Source organism: Micromonospora globispora, from assembly GCF_003857015.1.
In the GTDB taxonomy this organism is placed as follows: Bacteria; Actinomycetota; Actinomycetes; order Mycobacteriales; family Micromonosporaceae; genus Micromonospora; species Micromonospora globispora.
On record NZ_QGGF01000222.1, the window covers coordinates 1 to 18,021 of the forward strand.

The window sequence follows — 18,021 nt, forward strand, 5'->3', positions numbered from 1 at the left end:
GTGCCGCCGACGCCGCGTCGACGCTGGCGGTGAGCCCGCGCTCCCGGGCGGCGGCCAGCGCCCGCAGTCCCGTGCCGCGCGACGCGGCGTCCAGCAGGGTGTACGCGGACAGGTGCAGGTGACCCGCGTCGGTCACCCCGGCCAGGGCCCGGTCGACGTGCGCGGCGGTCAGCCGCAGGTTGGCCCCCCGCTGGCTGACCATGGTGCGCTCGCTGTCCCGGGTGAGCACGATCACCGTGCCGGTCGGGTAGCCCTCGACGCGCTCCACCGCGCAGTCGACGCCGAAGGCTTCCAGTTCGGCCACCTGGACGCGCCCCGCCTCGTCGTCGCCGACCGCGCCGACCAGCGTCACGCCCGCCCCCTGGGCGGCGATCCAGGCGGCGGTGTTGGCCGCCTGCCCGCCCCCGCTGAAGCGGATCTCCGCCGCGGTGTCCGAGCCGGTCGCGAGCGGCCCGGACAGCACCGCGACCACGTCGGTGATCACGTCGCCGCGACGACGATGCGGGACGCCGGACTCATGCCGCGTCGCTGAGACGGGCGGCCGCGGCGACCGCGATCCGGGCGGCCAGGTCGGCGTTGCGGAGGATGATCCGTACGTTGACCGCCAGGCTCGCGCCCTGCGTGGCCGAGTGGAAGTGGGCCAGCAGGAACGGCGTCACGGCCTTGCCGGTCACCCCGTCGCGCTCCAGCATGGCCAGGCCCTCGGTGAGCGTCCGGTCGTGCAGGTCCGGGTCGAGCTGCTCGTCCACCGGGAGCGGGTTCGCCACGATCAACCCGCCGTGGTGCACGCCCTGTCGCTCCCGAGCGGTGAGCACGTCCGCCACCTGCTCCGGGGAGTCCACCGACCAGTCCAGGTCGAAGCCGGCGTCGGTGAGGTAGAAGCCGGGGAAGCGGCGGGTGCGGTAGCCGACCACGGCCACGCCGAGGGTCTCCAGCCGCTCCAGCGTGGCGCCCACGTCGAGGATCGACTTCACCCCGGCGCAGACCACCGCGATCGGCGTCCGGGCCAGGGTGACCAGGTCGGCGGACTCGTCGAAGCTCTGCGCGGCCTCCCGGTGCACCCCGCCGAGGCCACCGGTGGCGAAGACGCCGATCCCGGCGGTCGCGGCCACCGCGCTGGTCGCGGCCACGGTCGTGGCGCCGTCCGCGCCGGTCGCCGCGGCGACCGCCAGATCGCGTACGGAGAGCTTGCTCACCCCGTCGACCGTGGCCAGCCGGGTCAGTTGGGCGTCGTCCAAGCCCACGACCAGTTCCCCGCCGACCATGCCGATGGTCGCCGGGACCGCGCCGGCGTCCCGGACCGCCTGCTCGATCTGCCGCGCCACCAGCAGATTGTCCGGTCGGGGAAGACCGTGCGAGACGATGGTGCTTTCCAGAGCGACGACGGGACGGCCGTCGCGCAGAGCGTCGGCCACCTCGGTACCGAATCGCAGGTGAAAGTTGGTCACTTCCGTTACGGTACGGGCCGCCGTTCGGCGGCCTACGGTGGACCAGGCCCGGACGACCTGCAAAACTGGACCGTTGGAGGTGTAAACGTGAGTACAGAGGTTCTCGAGCGTCCCGAGCTGAAGGACGCCGACACCGGTCCCGAGATGTTCCACTACGTCCGCAAGGAGAAGATCGCGGAAAGTGCCGTCATGGGCACCTACGTCGTGGCGCTCTGCGGCGAGACGTTCCCGGTGACCAAGGCGGCCAAGCCCGGTTCGCCGGTCTGCCCGAAGTGCAAGGAGATCTACGACTCGTACGCCGAGTGATCCTGGGCGGCCGTCCCGGCCGCCCACGTAACCTGCGGCGGTGACCACCTCCACCGCCCTCCTCTTCGCCGACCTCACCGGAGTGGCCGTCTTCGCCGCCTCCGGCGCCTCTGCGGCGGTGGCCAAACGGCTGGACCTGTTCGGCGTCGTCTTCGTCGGTGTCGTCGCCGCGCTCGGCGGCGGCATCTTCCGTGACCTGGTGATCGACGAGGTGCCGCCGCTGGCCTTCGCCGACTGGCGGTACGCGGCCGCCGCGGCGGTCACCGCCGCCGCCGTCTTCCGGCTGCACCCCCAACTCGCCCGGCTGCGAACCACGGTGCTGGTGCTGGACGCGGCCGGTCTCGGCCTGTTCACCGTCACCGGCACGCTGAAGGCGCTCGACGCCCACGTGCCGGCGGTCGGCGCCTGCCTGATCGGCATGATCACCGCGATCGGCGGCGGGCTCGGCCGGGACCTGCTCACCGGCGAGATCCCGGTGGTGCTCCGCCGGGAGATCTACGCCGTCGCCGCGCTCGCCGGTTCGATCGTGGTGGCGCTGCTGTCGACGTACGGGCTCGCCCGGGCGGCGCCGCTGACCGCGGCGGCCACGTTCGTCTTCCTGCTGCGGCTGATCTCACTGCGCCGACGCTGGTCCGCCCCGGTGGCCACGCTGCGTCCGCCGCGCACCGGCACCCGTGGCCCGCAGGGTTGAGCAGAGCCCCCGTTGGGGAAGGTGTGACCAGCGTGGCGTCGCGTCGCCTGGGCCGGGGCGCGCCCGCTGGTTATGCTCTGATTCGGCCTTCGCGGCACCGGATGCGCGAGGGCCTTTTCATGGGCGGCGGTACCCGTGGCCCTCAACCGGGGGTCCGCCGCGGTGCGGTCGGAGAGGAGCCTTCGCGTGGCAGCCCGGTTGCCGGCGCTCGAGACGTTCCCGCCCCTGCGTGCCTGGCAACGCAAGGCGCTGGTGGAGTACCTGCGCCGCCGTACCGAGGACTTCACCGCGGTCGCCACGCCCGGTGCCGGTAAGACCACCTTCGCCCTCCGGATCGCCGCCGAGCTGCTCGCCGACGGCACCGTCGACGCGGTCACCGTGGTCGCCCCGACCGAGCATCTGAAGTCCCAGTGGGCCGCCTCCGCCGCCCGGGTGGGCATCCAGCTGGACGCGGCGTTCCGCAACGCCGACCTGCACTCGTCGGCCGACTTCCACGGCGCGGTGGTCACCTACGCCCAGGTCGGCATGGCACCCCAGGTGCACCGCCGGCGCACCATGACCCGGCGCACCCTGGTCATCCTCGACGAGATCCACCACGCCGGCGACTCCCGCTCCTGGGGCGACGGGGTCAAGGCCGCCTTCGAGCCCGCGGTACGCCGGCTGATGCTCACCGGTACGCCGTTCCGCTCCGACGACAACCCGATCCCGTTCGTGGAGTACGAGCGGGGTGGGGACGGGCTGCTCCGCTCCCGCGCCGACTCGGTCTACGGGTACGCCGACGCGCTCCGCGACGGGGTCGTCCGACCGGTGCTCTTCCTGGCGTACTCCGGGGAGACCCGGTGGCGGACCAACGCCGGCGACGAGTTGGCGGCGCGCCTCGGTGAGCCGATGACCCAGGATCTGGTCGCCCAGGCCTGGCGTACCGCCCTGGACCCGGCCGGCGACTGGATGCCGCAGGTGCTGCGGGCCGCCGACGCCCGGCTGACCGTGCTCCGCAACGCCGGCATGCCCGACGCCGGTGGTTTGATCATCGCGAGCGACCAGCAGACCGCCCGCTCGTACGCGAAGTTGATCGAGCAGGTGACCGGCGAGAAGGCCGCGGTGGTGCTCTCCGACGACGCCGGCGCCTCCGCGCGGATCGCGACGTTCGCGGCGTCCGAGCAGCGGTGGCTGGTCGCGGTACGGATGGTCTCCGAGGGTGTCGACATCCCCCGGCTGGCGGTCGGCGTCTACGCGACCAGTGCCAGCACCCCGCTCTACTTCGCCCAGGCGATCGGCCGGTTCGTCCGGGCCCGGCGGACGGGGGAGACGGCGTCGGTCTTCCTGCCCAGCGTGCCGCACCTGCTCGGGCTGGCCAGCGAGATGGAGGCGGAGCGGGACCACGTCCTCGGCAAGCCGAAGGACGCCGACGGCTTCGACGACGACCTGCTGGAGCGCGCCCAGCGCGACGATCAGGCCAGCGGTGAGCTGGAGAAGCGGTTCGCCGCGCTCTCCGCCACCGCGGAGCTGGACCAGGTGATCTTCGACGGGGCGTCCTTCGGTACGGCGGCCCAGGCCGGCACCCCCGAGGAGGAGGAGTACCTCGGCCTGCCCGGGCTGCTCACCGCCGACCAGGTCGCCATGCTGCTGAGCAAGCGGCAGGCCGAGCAGCTCGCCGCCCAGCGCCGTAGGGCCGCCACGAGGGCCGCTGACCCGGCCGCTGAGCCGGCCGCCGCACCGTCCGCGCCGATGAGCGCCGCCCAGCGGCGGGTGGCTCTCCGGCGCCAGCTCAACGCCCTGGTGGCCGCCCAACATCATCGCACCGGCCAGCCGCACGGCAAGATCCACGCCGAGCTGCGCCGGCTCTGCGGCGGCCCGCCGAGCGCCCAGGCGACCATCGAGCAGCTCGAGGAACGCATCGCCACCGTGCAGACCCTCTGACCCGGCCGTCCCACCGGCCACACCGCTTGCCGGAGCACGTAAAAAGCCGACCGGAGGTGCCCTCAGGGCACCTCCGGTCGGCTATGTGATCGGTGTTCGGTTGCGGGTCAGTTCGCCATCAGATCGGCGCCACGCCAGCTGAACTCCGGGTCCGTCGCGTACCGGACGGTGATCTTCACGAGATCGTCGGCGTACTTGTTCGCGTGGTGCCCACAGAACACCAGCTCACTTCCACCCGCCAGAGTGATCCGGAGCTTGCCGGCAGCATTGCAGCGGTCGCACCGTTCATCGGCGGCCGGGGGGCTCACCGTCTCGGGCGGCGGCGTGAGGGTCGGGGTCATCGCCTTCCTCCTCTGGTCGTCACCGATGAACAAACTCTTCGGTCGTTGCTCACCTATCCTGCAACACCCTTGTCGGGCCCTGCCTTCCCTGTGTGCCCGGCCGGGACGGAGGTCACACATGACAGGGAGACCAGTGTGCCGTGCACCAAGGGTGCCACGTCAACGATCACAAAAGCGTGAACGACCGATCACCTTTGAGTGTTCTACGGCTGGTGATCAAAGCGACACGGGTCGTTGACGTGATCGGTCAGTCCAGGTAGTCGCGGAGCACCTGGGAACGGGACGGGTGCCGCAGCTTGGACATGGTCTTCGATTCGATCTGTCGGATCCGTTCCCGGGTCACGCCGTACACCTGGCCGATCTCGTCCAGGGTGCGCGGCTGGCCGTCGGTCAGGCCGAAGCGCAGGCGTACCACGCCCGCCTCACGCTCGGAGAGCGTCTGGAGGACCTGCTGGAGCTGGTCCTGCAGCAGCGAGAACGACACCGCGTCGACCGCGACCACGGCCTCAGAGTCCTCGATGAAGTCACCGAGCTGGCTGTCGCCCTCGTCGCCGATGGTCTGGTCGAGCGAGATGGGCTCCCGGGCGTACTGCTGGATCTCCAGCACCTTCTCCGGTGTGATGTCCATCTCCTTGGCCAGCTCCTCCGGGGTGGGCTCGCGGCCCAGGTCCTGGAGCAGCTCGCGCTGGATCCGGCCGAGCTTGTTGATCACCTCGACCATGTGCACCGGGATGCGGATGGTGCGGGCCTGGTCGGCCATGGCGCGGGTGATGGCCTGCCGGATCCACCAGGTGGCGTAGGTGGAGAACTTGTAGCCCTTGGTGTAGTCGAACTTCTCGACCGCGCGGATCAGGCCGAGGTTGCCCTCCTGGATCAGGTCGAGGAAGGCCATCCCGCGACCCGTGTACCGCTTGGCCAGCGAGACCACCAGACGGAGGTTCGCCTCCAGGAGGTGGTTCTTGGCGCGCTCGCCGTCGCGGGAGATCCAGAGCAGGTCGCGCTGCATCTCCCGGGCGAGCTTCTCCTCGCCCTCGTCGGCGGCGCGCAGCCGCTCCGCGGCGTACAGGCCGGCCTCGATCCGCTTGGCGAGCTCGACCTCCTGCTCCGCGTTCAGCAGCGGAACCTTGCCGATCTGCTTGAGGTACGCCCGGACGGAGTCCGCGGAGGCGGTCAGCTCGGCGTCCCGGCGCGCCTGCTTGAGCGCCTCGGACTCCTCGTCGTCCCACTCGAAGTCGTTGTCGGTGGCGGAGCTGGCCGCGTCGGCCTCAGCGGCCTTGGTCAGCTCGGCCGGCTCCTCGACCACCACGTCCTCGATCTCGGCGGCCAGTTCCTCCGGGTCGATGTCGCCCTCGGCGCCCTCGCCCTTGGCGCCAGCCTTGCCCGGCTTCGCCGCGGCGGTCTTCGTGGCCACGGTCGCCTTGGTGGCCCGGGTCGCCTTCGTCGCCTTGGCTGGCGCGGCGGCCTTGGCGGCCACCTCAGCGGTGGTGCCGGCCGCCTTGCGCGCGGTCGCCTTGCGCGGGGCGGGAGCCGGGGCCTCGTCGGCGGCCGGCGCCTGCTTCGGGGCGGGCGCGGCGGCCTTCTTGGTGGTCTTGGCGGTGGTGGCCCGCGACGCCGGCGTGGCGGAGCGGGCGGCGGCGACCCGGCGACGGGTGGTGGCGGAGCCGTCCACGACCACGGTCACGCCCGCCTCGGAGAGCGCCCGCAGGATCTTCTTGGCCTGGGCCGGGGTCACCTCGGCGGACTCGACGGTGCGCGCGAGCTGGGCCGACGTGAGCTGGCCGCCGGCGCTCTGCGCGTGGGCGATCAGGGTGTCGGTGAGCGAGCGAACGTCGGCGCCGGTCTGGCGGGGTTCTGTCACGAATGACCTTCCGGAGGCGAAGAGCGAGCACGGCCGGGTCGTCCGGCACAGCACGGGGCGCCGTGCCGGGCGATGTCGTTGGGGGACCCTCGTGTCCCGGGCCGGCCGGTCGGTGGCGGTCCGTGGCGCGTGGGCAGGGTGAATTGTAACGCCGTCTGCGGCGATCATCCTGCGCCGCACGGGTACCGGCGGCGCGGACCGCCGATTCGGCGCACATGTGGACTTTGTAAGGATGATACTCGCGCGCGGCCCGCCAGGTCCCGGCCGTGCGGGAAGGGGACGAACATGATCCGCACGGCGCCGCCGCAGGAACTGCTGGAGATCGCCATCGACGTCGCCCGGGACGCGGCCGCCACCGCGCACCGGATGCGCGCCGAGGGCGTCTCGGTGGCTGCGACCAAGAGCACGGCCACCGACGTGGTCACCGCCGCCGACCGGGCGGTGGAGCGGCAGGTGCTCGACGCGCTGCGCCGGGTCCGCCCGGAGGACGCGGTCCTCGGCGAGGAGTACGGCGCGGGGGAGACCGGCCCGGCGGCCGGCGGTGTGCGCTGGATCATCGACCCGATCGACGGCACGGTCAACTACCTCTACGGGTTGCCGTACTGCGCGGTCTCCCTCGCCGCCGAGGTCGACGGCCGGGTGGTGGCCGGCGTGGTGCGCAACGTCGCGACCGGCGAGGAGTGGACCGCCACGGCCGGCGGCGGAGCCTGGCGGGACGGCGAGCGGCTGGGCTGCTCCACCGAGACCGACCTGGGCCAGGCGCTGGTCGCCACCGGGTTCGGGTACGACCCCCGCCGCCGGGCGCACCAGGCCCGGGTGGTCGCCGAGCTGATCCCGCACGTGCGGGACATCCGGCGGATGGGGGCCGCGGCGCTGGACCTCTGCCTGGCCGCCGAGGGACGGGTCGACGCCTACTACGAGAAGGGGCTGGCCGCCTGGGACCTGGCCGCCGGCGGGCTGGTCGCCACCGAGGCCGGGCTGCGGGTCACCGGGCTGGACGGCCGTCCGGCCGGACCGGACCTGGTGATCGCCGCGCCGCCGGCGCTCTTCGAGCCGCTGCACACCCGGCTCGCGGCCCTCGACGCCTCCGGCGGCCCCTGAGCCTCGCCGGCGTGGCGTCCGGTCTACTTGGTGTCGACCGGCATCGGGCAGGAGCCGGGGGGCGCGACCGGCGAGCCGAGGTCACCGAGGGACTGGTTGACCTCGGTCGTGGTGGCCAACTGCTGGAAACTGTTGCCCAGGATCACGTCGACCGTGTCGTCCTTGCGCTTCGGGTCGTAATCCTGGTCGGCGTTGTTGAGGAAATAGGCGCGCAGCAGGTGCGCCGAGCCGACGCCCTTGGGCCCGAACCGCAGCACGGCGACGTCGTCGACCTTCTTCGGCGCGTTGCCTTCCTTCTTCACCTGGAACTTGCGGTTGCGGAAATCGTCCGCCACGCTGCCCGCCAGGCCCGCCTCGTCGGTGGCGTTGTAGACGTTGATCTTCACGTCCTTGGGCTCGCGCAGGGTGACGTCGGCCAGCGGCCAGCCCTTGGGGCAGCTCTCCGCGGTGGCGACCCCGCTCTGGGTGTCCTTGACCAGCGCGACGACGACGAAGACCAGGGCGAGGACCGCCAGCAGACCGACGACAACGAGTGCTCGCACTCGCGCAAAACTCATCTGGGCGCTCCCCGGACAGTGGGTGGGTGGCGGCGGCCGCCGGCGGTCGGTACGCCCCGCCGGCCGTCGAGTACGCCGCTGAGGTTAACGGTTGTCCGGCCGTGGCGTGGAAACAGTCCGACATACCGGCGCGCCACCGGGGAAGCGGGTAGTACTACCCCTATCTTCGTGTCGCCTGAGTCACATTGGGAACAACTTCGGGTGCAGGGGCGTACATCTCTGCCGCGAGGGCGGTATACATGCCTCGCCCAAAGGGGGGGTATGGTTCCGCGCTCGCTGGGGGAGTTCCTCTGGCAGCTTGGGCCCACCGGTCGTCGCGTCGGGTGACCGACACAGATGGTGGCCGGCCAGTGGAACCGAAACAGCGTCGTCCGGCGTTACAAACCGGAAGCGACCATATCGATATGGGAGAGTGAAACCGATGGCCACCGACTACGACGCCCCGCGTCGCGACGAGGTCGACCTCGGCGAGGACAGCCTGGAAGAGCTCAAGGCCCGGCGCGTCGACTCACAGTCGGGCGCCGTGGACGTCGACGAGGCCGAGGTCGCCGAGAGCTTCGAGCTGCCCGGCGCCGACCTGGCCGACGAGGAGCTCACGGTCAAGGTCCTACCGATGCAGCAGGACGAGTTCCGGTGTGCCCGCTGCTTCCTGGTCCACCACCGCAGCCAGCTGGCGGTCGAGCGCAACGGCGAGCTGATCTGCCGCGAGTGCGTCTGATCCTGACGCGTGTCACCGGCGGCGGCCTCCGTGACGGGGCCGCCGCTGTTCGAGCCGCCGTGCGCCGGCGGCGGGGAGCTGCTTGACTCGTATCAGGCGGTTCCACGCCGACGGATTCCGGAGGTCGGACGGGTGAGCGAGCGCAGCGAGCGGGCCGGGGGGCCCGCTGCCGACGGTACGAGCGACGAGCGGACGGCCGAGCCGGGCGGATCGCAAGGTGACGAGCTCGGCGCGACCGTCGCCGCGCTGACCGCGGACGACATCGAACCCGCCCGCCGTCGGCAACTGCTCACCCGACTGGTCGGGCAGGCGCGCGCCCGCGGCCTGGCCGACCTGTTCAAGCCGAAGGCCGCGGTCCGCTGGATGGTGGACACCGTCGCCGACGTCGCCCCGCACGTACCGATCCGCGACCTGGCCACCCTGCGCCGGCACTTCCCCGGGCTCGACGACGAGGAACTGGCCGAGCGGCTGATCCGAAACGCCGCCCGGGCCACCGCCGGGGTCGGCGCGGCCGGCGGCGGGGTCGCCGCGGTCGAGTGGGCGGTCACCCCAACCCTGCTCGCCGCGCCCGTGCTGCTGGCCGCCGAGACGGTCGCCGTGGTGGCGATCGAACTCAAGCTGATCGGGGAGCTGCACGAGATCCACGGGGTGCCGCTGCCCACCGGCGGGACGCAGCGCGCCGTCGCCCTGGTGCAGTCCTGGTCGAGCCAGCGGGGGATCAACCCGATGATGCCGGGGGTCGGGGTGAGCGCCGTGCTCGGCACCGCCGCCCGCCGGGAGCTGCAGAACACCCTGCTCAAGCGTTTCGGCCGCAACCTGACCACGCTGGGGCCGTTCCTCACCGGCGCCGCCGTGGCCAGCTACCTCAACCGCCGGTCCACCCGTACCCTGGCCGACCAGCTCCGCACGGACCTCCGCCGCAAGGGGCGGGACCTGCCCGGCTCACGGCCCGCGCTGCCCTGACCCTCCGCGGCGGCCGTTGCGCAGGCCGCGTGGTGGCCGAGCGGATCGGCTCAGCCGGCGTCGCGGGCGGCCATGATCGCCGCTGCCAGCTCGACCGGGTGCCGGGTGCTCACCACCCAGAACGGCGTCGGGTCGGCCGGGTCGTCCAGCACCACCTGGACCGCGCCGCCGATCCAGGGACGCTGCACCATGAACGCGAGCGGGTCTGACCCGACGCCGAGCACCTCGCGTCGGCCGGCGGCGTCCAGCGGGACGGCGTCGGCGACGAACCGCACCGGCAGACGGGCGTCGTCCACCCACAGCTCGCCGTCGTGCACGGCGACGCGGATCCGACCCAGCCACGCCAGGGCGGCCCCGGTCGCCGGCAGCAGCAGCACGAAGGGCAGCCAGGAGCGGAGCCCGGGCGCGCCCATCCAGAGCTCGACGGCGAGCAGCCCGGCGAACGCGAGGCCGGCCAGCCAGTACCACCAGGGCACTCCGAGCCGCTCGACGTACTCCGTTCGCGCCGCCGACGGGGCGGAGGACGAGGATGGCGACAGGCTCACAGTCCGAGGGTACGGCGCACGACGGCCACGCCAGGCGGCAGGATGGCAGGGTCACCGTTGGACCCGGACGGAAGAGGAAGACCGTGACAGACGTCGTACCCGTGCCCGTACGGCAGCTCGACCCCGAGCTGCCGCTGCCGGCGTACGCCCATCCCGGTGACGCCGGCGCGGACCTGGTGGCCGCCGTGGACGTCGAGCTGCCGCCCGGCGGCCGCGCTCTGGTCCCGACCGGCGTGGCGCTCGCGCTGCCCGAGGGGTACGTCGGCCTGGTCCATCCCCGATCGGGGTTGGCGGCCAGGCTCGGTGTGACGGTGCTCAACGCGCCCGGTACGGTCGACGCCGGCTACCGGGGCGAGATCCTGGTCAACCTGATCAATCATGATCGGGATGTGCCGGCGAAGATCAGCCGGGGCGATCGGATCGCGCAGCTCGTCGTCCAACGGGTCGCTCGGGCCGATTTCCAGCCGGTGGCGGAACTGCCCGACTCCCGGCGCGGGACGGGCGGCCACGGGTCGACCGGCGGGCACGCCGGGCTGGTCCCGGTCCCGACCGTCGCGCCGGAGCGCCGGGACGAGCCGGACACCTCGGCCGGACGGCGGGGTTCGTCGAGCCGGGCGGGCGGGCAGACGGAAGAGGTGGCAGGGTGAGTGCGAACAGCGGAGGGTGGGCGCAGTGATCTTCTCCCGAAAGCGGGCCGAGGATGGTCGGCACGCGCGTGACGAGCGGGCCGTGGAGGGCCTCGACTCGTACGACGACGAGTCGACCCCGCAGGTGCCGTCCCGGGGGCCGTACGACGCCTCCGAGGCGCCGGATGACGTGCCCCGGCTCGACCTGGGCAGCCTCAAGATCCCGGCGGTGCCCGAGGTCGAGGTGCGGGTGCAGGCCGACCCGCAGGGCGTGATCCAGCAGGTCGTGCTGGTGCACGGGCAGAACGCCCTGCAGCTCGGCGTCTTCGCCGCCCCCCGCTCCGAGGGCATCTGGGACGAGGTGCGCGAGGAAATCCGCCAGTCGCTCTTCAGCGACGGCGCCGCCGCCCAGGAGGTCGAGGGGGAGTACGGCCCGGAGCTGCACGCCCGGGTCCGCACCCCGGACGGCCTGACCGACCTGCGCTTCGTCGGCATCGACGGCCCGCGCTGGATGGTGCGGGGCGTCTACCAGGGCGCCGCGGCCACCGACCCGGCCGCGGCCGGCCCGCTGGCGCTCTGCCTCGATGGCCTGGTGGTCGACCGGGGGCAGGAGGCCAAGCCGGTCCGCGAGCCGCTGCCGCTGCGGCTGCCCCGCGAGGTCGCCGAGCAGGGCACCCCCGAGAACCCCGCTCCGGGCCAGCGCGAGGCCTGAGCCGGCCGAAAACCCGTACCGGGCCCGGTCCCGTCGACTCCCGTCGACGGCGCCGGGCCCGTCGTGTGCCGGTGGCACCCTGCGGTACGCCGGTCAGGTACCCGTCGGACGCCGGCTCCGGCGAGCGGCCGGATCGGCGTACTCTGGCGGGACGGTTCCGGCATTCCGGAGCCGAGCCAGTGCCGGCGTGGACCGGCCAGCGTGGAGAGGGTGACGCGGAGGTCATGACGACCCACGAGAGCCGGGTGTCGTTTCGGCGGCTCCTGCAGCGGCTCACCGCGAGCGAGGCCGAGATCGAGGCGCAGGAGCTGCGCCGGGAGAGCGCCGAGTCCGGCGGCATGCCGGCCCGGCAGTGCATGCGGGGCCAGGTGGTCTCCGTCAACGGGCGGCTCCGCACGGTGGTCTACACCCCCCGGACGAACCTGCCGACCCTGGAGGCGGACCTTTACGACGGCAGCGACGTGGTCACGCTGGTCTGGCTGGGCCGGCGGCACATCGCCGGGATCGAGCCCGGCCGGCACCTGACCGCCCGGGGCCGGGTGGCCATCCGGGACGACCGCAAGGTGATCTACAACCCGTACTACGAGCTGGAGTCGCCGAAGTGACGACCGGACAGCGCCCGGCAGCGGAGCCGGAGACCGGCCCGCAGGACGACGAGCGGCTGCCCAGCCTCGCCGAGCAGATGGCCGACCAGCTCGGCGGCTGGCGCGGGCTGGTGGAGTCCAGCATCCCCGTGGTGGTCTTCGTGATCGCCAACATCGTGGGGGAGCTGCGCCCCGCGGTGATCGCCTCGGTGACCGTGGCGCTGCTGATCGCGGGCCTCCGGCTGGCCCAGCGCCGGCCGATTCGGCACGCCGTCAACGGGCTCTTCGGCATCGCCATCGGCGCCGCCATCGCCTGGCGTACCGGCGACGAGCGGGACTTCTACCTGCCCGGCATCCTCTACGGCATCGGCTACGGCCTGGCCCTGCTGATCTCGGCGGCCGTCCGGCAGCCCCTGGTGGGCTGGATCTGGTCGGTGCTGGTCGCCCGGGGCCGCTCCGAGTGGCGGGGCGATCCCCGCCTGGTGCGCACCTTCACCCAGCTCACCGTGCTGTGGGGAGTGGTGTGGCTGGCCAAGGTGGGCGTGCAGGCCGCGCTGTACCTCGCCCACCAGGACACCGCGCTGGGCGTGGCCCGGCTCGCGCTGGGCTACCCGCCGTACGCGCTGCTGCTGCTCATCACGGTCTGGACGGTGCGCCGGGTCACCCGGGAGCCCGCACCGACGCCGCTGCCCGGCGCCTGACCCGCCGGCCGCTCCTCGGCGGCCGACGGTGGGCGAACCAGGCTCAGCCCGCGCCGCGGGTGCGCTCGACGCTGTCCGGGCCGAGGATCACGGCGCGGACCTCGTCCTCCACGTCGGCGGTGCACACGAAGATCAGTTCGTCGCCGGCCTCGATCGGGTCGTCGGGGCTCGGCACCAGCACCCGCTTGCCGCGCAGGATGGCTACCAGGGCGGCGTCCCGGGGGAGCGGCACCGCGTGGATCGGCTGGCCGACGTACGGCGCGGTGGGCGGCAGGGTGATCTCCACCAGGTTCGCCTCGCCCTGCCGGAAGGTCATCAGCCGGACCAGGTCGCCGACGGTGACCGCCTCCTCGACCAGGGCCGCCATCACCCGCGGCTTGCTGACCGCGACGTCGACGCCCCACTGTTCGGTGAAGAGCCACTCGTTCTCGGCCCGGTTGACCCGGGCCACCACCCGGGGCACCGCGAACTCGGTCTTGGCCAGCAGCGAGACCACCAGGTTGACCTTGTCGTCACCGGTGGCGGCGACGACCACGTCGCAGCCGGCGACGTTCGCCTCCTCCAGGCTGGCCAGCTCGCAGGCGTCCGCGAGCACCCAGTCCGCGGCCGGCACCCGGTCGGGGCGGAGCATCTTGGGCTGGCGCTCGATCAACATCACCTGGTGGCCGTTGTCGATCAGCTCCTGGGCGATCGAGCGGCCCACGTTGCCGGCCCCGGCGATGGCGATGCGCATGCTCACTGCCCCCCTTCCGGCGGCGCCGCCGCCACCGACGTGGCCGACGCCATGATGTCGTCGGTCACCAGCATGAACACCTGGTCGCCCTCCTGCACCACCGTCGAGGCGGTGGGCAGCATGCCGATCCCGAACCGGGTCAGGTACGCCACCCGGGCCCCGGCGTCCTCCTCGAGCTGGCGCAGCGGCCGGCCGACCCAGTCCTTGTGCACCGGCACCTCGATGATCGACACGGTGCTCGTCGGGTCCCGGAAGATCTCGACGTTGCCCTCGGGCACCAGGTGCCGCAGCATCCGGTCGGCGGTCCACCGGACGGTGGCCACGGTGGGGATGCCGAGCCGCTCGTAGACCTCGGCGCGGCGCTGGTCGTAGATGCGGGCGGCGACCCGGGAGACGCCGAAGGTCTCCCGGGCCAGCCGGGCCGAGATGATGTTGGAGTTGTCGCCGCTGGAGACCGCCGCGAAGGCGTCCGCCCGCTCGATGCCGGCCTGACGCAGCACGTCACCGTCGAAGCCGGTGCCGGTGACGGTGATGCCGGCGAAGTCCGGGCCGAGGCGGCGGAACGCGTCGGCGTCCTGGTCGATCACCGCCACCGAGTGTCCCCGGGACTCCAGGCTGTGGGCGAGGGTCGACCCGACCCGGCCGCAGCCCATGATCACGACATGCACGGTGTCCGCTCCTCCCACGGTTTCCGCCCGGTGGGCCCGTCGTACTGCGAGCCTGCCACGTCCCCGCTGCGGGCGGGGGACCGACCGTACCGCGCGGGCGTACGTGAGGTTGATCAGGCACCCCCGACGGTTGGCGCGGGGTGGTCGTACCCTTAGCGCTTGTGGCCAGTCCCACCTCGCTGTTGAAGCGACTCCTCCTCGGTCGACCGTTCCGGTCCGACCGGCTCCAGCACACCCTTCTGCCGAAGCGCATCGCGCTGCCGGTCTTCGCCTCCGACGCCCTCTCCAGCGTCGCGTACGCGCCGGACGAGATCCTGCTGACGCTCTCCATCGCGGGCGCGTCGGCGTACCTCTTCTCCCCGTGGATCGCGCTCGCGGTCGTCGTGGTGATGCTCACCGTGGTGGCGAGTTACCGGCAGAACGTGCACGCCTACCCCTCGGGTGGCGGCGACTACGAGGTGGCGACGGTCAACCTCGGGCCGCGGGCCGGCCTGGCGGTGGCCAGCGCACTGCTGGTCGACTACGTGCTCACCGTGGCCGTGTCGGTCTCCTCGGGCGTGGCCAACCTCGGCTCGGTGGTGCCCTTCGTGGGCACCCACAAGGTGCTGATCGCGGTCCTCGCGGTGGCGGTGCTGACCGCGATCAACCTGCGCGGGCTGCGCGAGTCGGGGACCGCGTTCGCGATCCCGACCTATGGCTTCATCATCGTGATGGTCGGAATGATCCTCACCGGGCTGGTCCGGGTCTTCGTGCTCGGCGACGACCTGCGCGCCCCCAGCGCCGATCTGGTGATCCGCCCGGAGCACAGCGTGGCCGGCTTCGCGCTGGTCTTCCTGCTGCTGCGGACCTTCTCCTCCGGCTGCGCCGCGCTCACCGGTGTGGAGGCCATCTCCAACGGGGTGCCCGCGTTCAAGGCGCCGAAGAGCCGCAACGCGGCCACCACCCTGCTGCTGCTCGGCACCATCGCGGTGAGCATGCTGGTCGGCATCATCTGGCTGTCCCGGCTGACCGGCCTCCAGTTCGTCGAGGACCCGTCGCAGATCATCTCCGGGCCCGACGGGTACGTGCAGAAGACCGTCACCACCCAACTCGGCGAGACGGTCTTCGGCTCCGGGTCGGCGCTGCTCTTCGTCGTCGCCGGGATGACGGCGCTGATCCTCTTCCTGGCCGCGAACACCGCGTTCAACGGCTTCCCGGTGCTCGGCTCGATCCTCGCCCAGGACCGCTACCTGCCCCGGCAGTTCCACACCCGGGGTGACCGGCTGGCGTTCTCCAACGGCATCGTCTTCCTCGCCGTCTTCGCGGTCGTGCTGATCGTCGGCTTCCAGGCCGAGGTGACCCGGCTCATCCAGCTCTACATCGTCGGGGTGTTCGTCTCGTTCACGCTCTCCCAGGCGGGCATGATCCGGCACTGGAACCGGCACCTGCGGACCGAGCGGGACCCGGAGGCGCGGCACCGGATGCTGCGGTCCCGGGCGATCAACACCTTCGGCATGGCCATGACCGGTGTGGTGCTGATCATCGTGCTGATCACCAAGTTCTTGCTCGGCGCCTGGATCGCGATCGCCGCGATGGCGGTGATCTACCTGCTGATGCTCGCCATCCGGCGGCACTACGACCGGGTCGCCGAGGAGCTGGAACCGACCGAGACCCGGGCCGTGCTGCCCGCCCGCAACCACGCCATCGTGCTGGTCAGCAAGCTGCACCAGCCGACCCTGCGGGCCATCGCGTACGCCCGGGCGACCCGGCCGGACACGCTGACCGCGGTGACGGTGAACGTCGACGAGAAGGACACCCGGCAGTTGCAGGTCGAGTGGGAGGAGCGGGAACTGCCCGTACCGCTGACCGTGATCGACTCCCCGTACCGGGAGATCACCCGGCCGATCCTCAACTTCGTCAGCTCCGTCCGGCGGGAGTCGCCCCGGGACGTGGTCACCGTCTTCATCCCCGAGTACGTGGTCGGCCGCTGGTGGGAGAACCTGCTGCACAACCAGAGCGCGCTGCGGCTCAAGGGCCGGCTGCTCTTCGAGCCGGGCGTGATGGTGACCAGCGTGCCGTGGCAGCTCGCCTCCACCGCGAACAAGAACCTCGACCGGCTGGACGCCACGCTGAGCCGCGGCCCGGCGCGGGGCCCGCGGGTCGTCCCGCGCAGCACCCTGCCGCCCGCCGCTCCGCCGGTGGTCTCCGCTCAGCCCGGCGAGAGCGGTTCGGCCGGCGGGGACCGGTCATGACCGTCGCCGACCCGACGGGCGCGCGCAGCGCCGCGGCGGCGGCCGGCGTACGACCCGGGCTGGAGGAGGCCGAACGGGTCGAGCTCACCGTCGGCGCGGTCGCCCCGGGCGGGCACTGCGTGGCCCGGGTCGACGGCCAGGTGGTCTTCGTCCGCCACGCGCTGCCCGGCGAGCGGGTGCTGGCCGAGGTCACCGAGCTGCACCGGGGCTTCGCCCGCGCCGACGCGGTCGAGGTGCTGACCGCCTCCGCGGACCGGGTGGAGCCGCCCTGCCCGTACGCGAAGCCGGGCCGCTGCGGCGGCTGCGACCTGCAGCACGTGGCGCCCGAGGCACAGCTCGACTGGAAGAACGCTGTGGTGCGTGAGCAGCTCACCCGCCTCGGCGGCCTGACCGACGCCGAGATCGACCGGCTCGGCGTCCGGGTGGAGCCGCTGCCCGGCGGGTCGCTGGGCTGGCGTTCCCGGGTCCGGTACGCCGTCGACGGCGCCGGCCGGGCCGGGCTGCTCAAGCACCGCTCGCACGAGGTGGTGCCGATCGACCGCTGCCTGATCGCCCACCCGGCGATCCAGGAGCTGCCGGTGCTGGCCCCCAGCGGCGCCCGCTGGCCGGACGCGGACGCGGTGGAGACGGTCGCCTCGACCGGCGGTGGCGTCAGCGTCACGGCGATCGCCGACGGGGTGCCCACCCCGGTCAGCGGACCCCCCGTGGTGCGCGAGGTGGCCGCCGGGCGGGACTGGTCGCTGCCTGCGTCCGGCTTCTGGCAGGTGCATCCGGCGGCGGCGGACACCCTGGTCGGGGCGGTGCTGGAGCTGCTCGACCCGCGGCCCGGCGAGTCGGCCTGGGACCTGTACGGCGGGGCGGGTCTCTTCGCCGCCGCGCTGGCCGGCCGGGTCGGCGACGCCCGGGTGACCCTGGTCGAGTCGTCGGAGCAGGGCGTGACCGCAGCCCGGGAGAATCTGGCCGATCTGCCCCGGGTGGAGGTCGTGGCCGCCCGGGTGGAGGCGGCGCTGGCCCGTCGCCGGGTCACCGGCCCGGTCGACGTGGTGGTGCTCGACCCGCCGCGCTCCGGCGCCGGCGGCCAGGTGGTGCGGGACATCGTCGCCGCCCGGCCGCGGGCCGTCGCCTACGTCGCCTGCGATCCGGCCGCCTTCGCCCGGGACGTGCGCACCTTCACCGGGCTCGGCTGGCGGCTGGCCGCGCTGCGCGGCTTCGACCTGTTCCCGATGACCCAGCACGTCGAGCTGGTCGGCCTCCTCCTGCCACCCGCCTGACGCGTCCGGGTGCGGTCACCCGGACGCGTCAGGCGGGTGGCAGGAGG

General features: G+C 72.9%; 19 protein-coding genes and 1 pseudogene. 12 read left to right on the plus strand and 8 right to left on the minus strand.

Annotated features, from left to right (window positions below; all coding sequences use genetic code 11):
- Positions 1 to 519 (minus strand): annotated as a pseudogene (locus DKL51_RS09330) (carbohydrate kinase family protein); the annotation flags it as partial.
- Entirely contained in the window at positions 516 to 1,448 is a 933-nt protein-coding gene (locus DKL51_RS09335) for a pseudouridine-5'-phosphate glycosidase (protein ID WP_124811957.1), read from the minus strand. The gene DKL51_RS09335 and the pseudogene DKL51_RS09330, both read right to left, overlap by 4 nt.
- A gap of 87 nt (positions 1,449 to 1,535) precedes the next feature.
- Between DKL51_RS09335 and DKL51_RS09340 the strand changes: the two genes are divergently transcribed.
- From DKL51_RS09340 to DKL51_RS09350, 3 genes are all read left to right on the plus strand, one after another.
- Positions 1,536 to 1,754, plus strand: a complete 219-nt coding sequence (locus tag DKL51_RS09340; protein ID WP_013284783.1) for a DUF3039 domain-containing protein — start codon at positions 1,536 to 1,538, stop codon at positions 1,752 to 1,754.
- Between the two features lie 40 nt (positions 1,755 to 1,794).
- On the plus strand, positions 1,795 to 2,445 hold the full coding sequence (locus tag DKL51_RS09345; protein WP_109946203.1) for a trimeric intracellular cation channel family protein: 651 nt from the start codon (positions 1,795 to 1,797) through the stop codon (positions 2,443 to 2,445).
- 186 nt (positions 2,446 to 2,631) lie between these two features.
- Positions 2,632 to 4,365, plus strand: coding sequence for a DEAD/DEAH box helicase (locus DKL51_RS09350; protein WP_109946204.1), 1,734 nt, complete (start codon positions 2,632 to 2,634; stop codon positions 4,363 to 4,365).
- 107 nt (positions 4,366 to 4,472) lie between these two features.
- On the opposite strand, the gene DKL51_RS09355 is transcribed toward DKL51_RS09350, so the two are convergent.
- A complete protein-coding gene (locus DKL51_RS09355; protein WP_109946205.1) occupies positions 4,473 to 4,706 on the minus strand; it encodes a DUF7455 domain-containing protein in 234 nt (77 codons plus the stop codon).
- A 247-nt stretch (positions 4,707 to 4,953) separates the two neighbouring features.
- Positions 4,954 to 6,564: an RNA polymerase sigma factor gene (locus tag DKL51_RS09360; RefSeq protein ID WP_109946206.1), complete on the minus strand. Its 1,611-nt coding sequence runs from the start codon at positions 6,562 to 6,564 to the stop codon at positions 4,954 to 4,956.
- A 285-nt stretch (positions 6,565 to 6,849) separates the two neighbouring features.
- Here DKL51_RS09360 and DKL51_RS09365 point away from each other — a divergent pair, with 285 nt between their 5' ends.
- The gene (locus DKL51_RS09365; RefSeq protein ID WP_124811958.1) at positions 6,850 to 7,665 is read left to right on the plus strand and encodes an inositol monophosphatase family protein; all 816 of its coding nucleotides are present in this window, start codon (positions 6,850 to 6,852) and stop codon (positions 7,663 to 7,665) included.
- A 23-nt stretch (positions 7,666 to 7,688) separates the two neighbouring features.
- Here DKL51_RS09365 and DKL51_RS09370 read toward each other — a convergent pair whose 3' ends face one another.
- Complete coding sequence (locus DKL51_RS09370; RefSeq protein WP_185734762.1) at positions 7,689 to 8,207, minus strand: LytR C-terminal domain-containing protein; 519 nt, start codon at positions 8,205 to 8,207, stop codon at positions 7,689 to 7,691.
- Between the two features lie 436 nt (positions 8,208 to 8,643).
- Between DKL51_RS09370 and DKL51_RS09375 the strand changes: the two genes are divergently transcribed.
- Both DKL51_RS09375 and DKL51_RS09380 read left to right on the plus strand, forming a co-directional pair.
- The gene (locus DKL51_RS09375) at positions 8,644 to 8,940 is read left to right on the plus strand and encodes a DUF4193 domain-containing protein (protein WP_007075406.1); all 297 of its coding nucleotides are present in this window, start codon (positions 8,644 to 8,646) and stop codon (positions 8,938 to 8,940) included.
- A gap of 132 nt (positions 8,941 to 9,072) precedes the next feature.
- The gene (locus tag DKL51_RS09380) at positions 9,073 to 9,903 is read left to right on the plus strand and encodes a hypothetical protein (protein WP_124811959.1); all 831 of its coding nucleotides are present in this window, start codon (positions 9,073 to 9,075) and stop codon (positions 9,901 to 9,903) included.
- A gap of 50 nt (positions 9,904 to 9,953) precedes the next feature.
- Here DKL51_RS09380 and DKL51_RS09385 read toward each other — a convergent pair whose 3' ends face one another.
- The gene (locus DKL51_RS09385) at positions 9,954 to 10,448 is read right to left on the minus strand and encodes a DUF3093 domain-containing protein (RefSeq protein ID WP_185734761.1); all 495 of its coding nucleotides are present in this window, start codon (positions 10,446 to 10,448) and stop codon (positions 9,954 to 9,956) included.
- An 83-nt stretch (positions 10,449 to 10,531) separates the two neighbouring features.
- On the opposite strand from DKL51_RS09385, the gene dut reads away from it, so the two are divergent.
- The 4 genes from dut (at position 10,532) to DKL51_RS09405 (ending at position 13,071) form a co-directional block, all read left to right on the plus strand.
- Positions 10,532 to 11,095, plus strand: a complete 564-nt coding sequence (gene dut, locus DKL51_RS09390) for a dUTP diphosphatase (RefSeq protein WP_109946209.1) — start codon at positions 10,532 to 10,534, stop codon at positions 11,093 to 11,095.
- 25 nt (positions 11,096 to 11,120) lie between these two features.
- Positions 11,121 to 11,786 carry a DUF3710 domain-containing protein gene (locus DKL51_RS09395; protein ID WP_109946210.1) on the plus strand — a complete coding sequence of 222 codons (666 nt, stop codon included), beginning with the start codon at positions 11,121 to 11,123 and terminating at the stop codon, positions 11,784 to 11,786.
- A gap of 224 nt (positions 11,787 to 12,010) precedes the next feature.
- On the plus strand, positions 12,011 to 12,391 hold the full coding sequence (locus tag DKL51_RS09400) for an OB-fold nucleic acid binding domain-containing protein (protein WP_109946218.1): 381 nt from the start codon (positions 12,011 to 12,013) through the stop codon (positions 12,389 to 12,391).
- The gene (locus DKL51_RS09405) at positions 12,388 to 13,071 is read left to right on the plus strand and encodes a DUF3159 domain-containing protein (protein WP_109946211.1); all 684 of its coding nucleotides are present in this window, start codon (positions 12,388 to 12,390) and stop codon (positions 13,069 to 13,071) included. The genes DKL51_RS09400 and DKL51_RS09405 overlap by 4 nt, the downstream gene beginning before the upstream one ends.
- Before the next feature lie 43 nt (positions 13,072 to 13,114).
- On the opposite strand, the gene DKL51_RS09410 is transcribed toward DKL51_RS09405, so the two are convergent.
- Both DKL51_RS09410 and DKL51_RS09415 read right to left on the minus strand, forming a co-directional pair.
- A complete protein-coding gene (locus DKL51_RS09410) occupies positions 13,115 to 13,804 on the minus strand; it encodes a potassium channel family protein (protein ID WP_109946212.1) in 690 nt (229 codons plus the stop codon).
- Positions 13,805 to 13,806: 2 nt separating this feature from the next.
- The gene (locus DKL51_RS09415; protein WP_109946213.1) at positions 13,807 to 14,472 is read right to left on the minus strand and encodes a potassium channel family protein; all 666 of its coding nucleotides are present in this window, start codon (positions 14,470 to 14,472) and stop codon (positions 13,807 to 13,809) included.
- Between the two features lie 161 nt (positions 14,473 to 14,633).
- On the opposite strand from DKL51_RS09415, the gene DKL51_RS09420 reads away from it, so the two are divergent.
- Complete coding sequence (locus tag DKL51_RS09420; RefSeq protein ID WP_109946214.1) at positions 14,634 to 16,703, plus strand: APC family permease; 2,070 nt, start codon at positions 14,634 to 14,636, stop codon at positions 16,701 to 16,703.
- Positions 16,700 to 17,974 (plus strand): class I SAM-dependent RNA methyltransferase, encoded by a 1,275-nt coding sequence (locus DKL51_RS09425; RefSeq protein WP_109946215.1) that lies wholly within the window; start codon positions 16,700 to 16,702, stop codon positions 17,972 to 17,974. The genes DKL51_RS09420 and DKL51_RS09425 overlap by 4 nt, the downstream gene beginning before the upstream one ends.
- Positions 17,975 to 18,021: the final 47 nt, after the last annotated feature.

Bases quoted from the DNA above. Each gene is read 5' to 3' on its own strand.
- DKL51_RS09355 (WP_109946205.1), bottom strand. From the start codon at position 4,706: ATGACCCCGACCCTCACGCCGCCGCCCGAGACGGTGAGCCCCCCGGCC.
- DKL51_RS09365 (WP_124811958.1), top strand. From the start codon at position 6,850: ATGATCCGCACGGCGCCGCCGCAGGAACTGCTGGAGATCGCCATCGAC.
- DKL51_RS09375 (WP_007075406.1), top strand. From the start codon at position 8,644: ATGGCCACCGACTACGACGCCCCGCGTCGCGACGAGGTCGACCTCGGC.
- DKL51_RS09400 (WP_109946218.1), top strand. From the start codon at position 12,011: ATGACGACCCACGAGAGCCGGGTGTCGTTTCGGCGGCTCCTGCAGCGG.
- DKL51_RS09410 (WP_109946212.1), bottom strand. From the start codon at position 13,804: ATGCGCATCGCCATCGCCGGGGCCGGCAACGTGGGCCGCTCGATCGCC.
- DKL51_RS09425 (WP_109946215.1), top strand. From the start codon at position 16,700: ATGACCGTCGCCGACCCGACGGGCGCGCGCAGCGCCGCGGCGGCGGCC.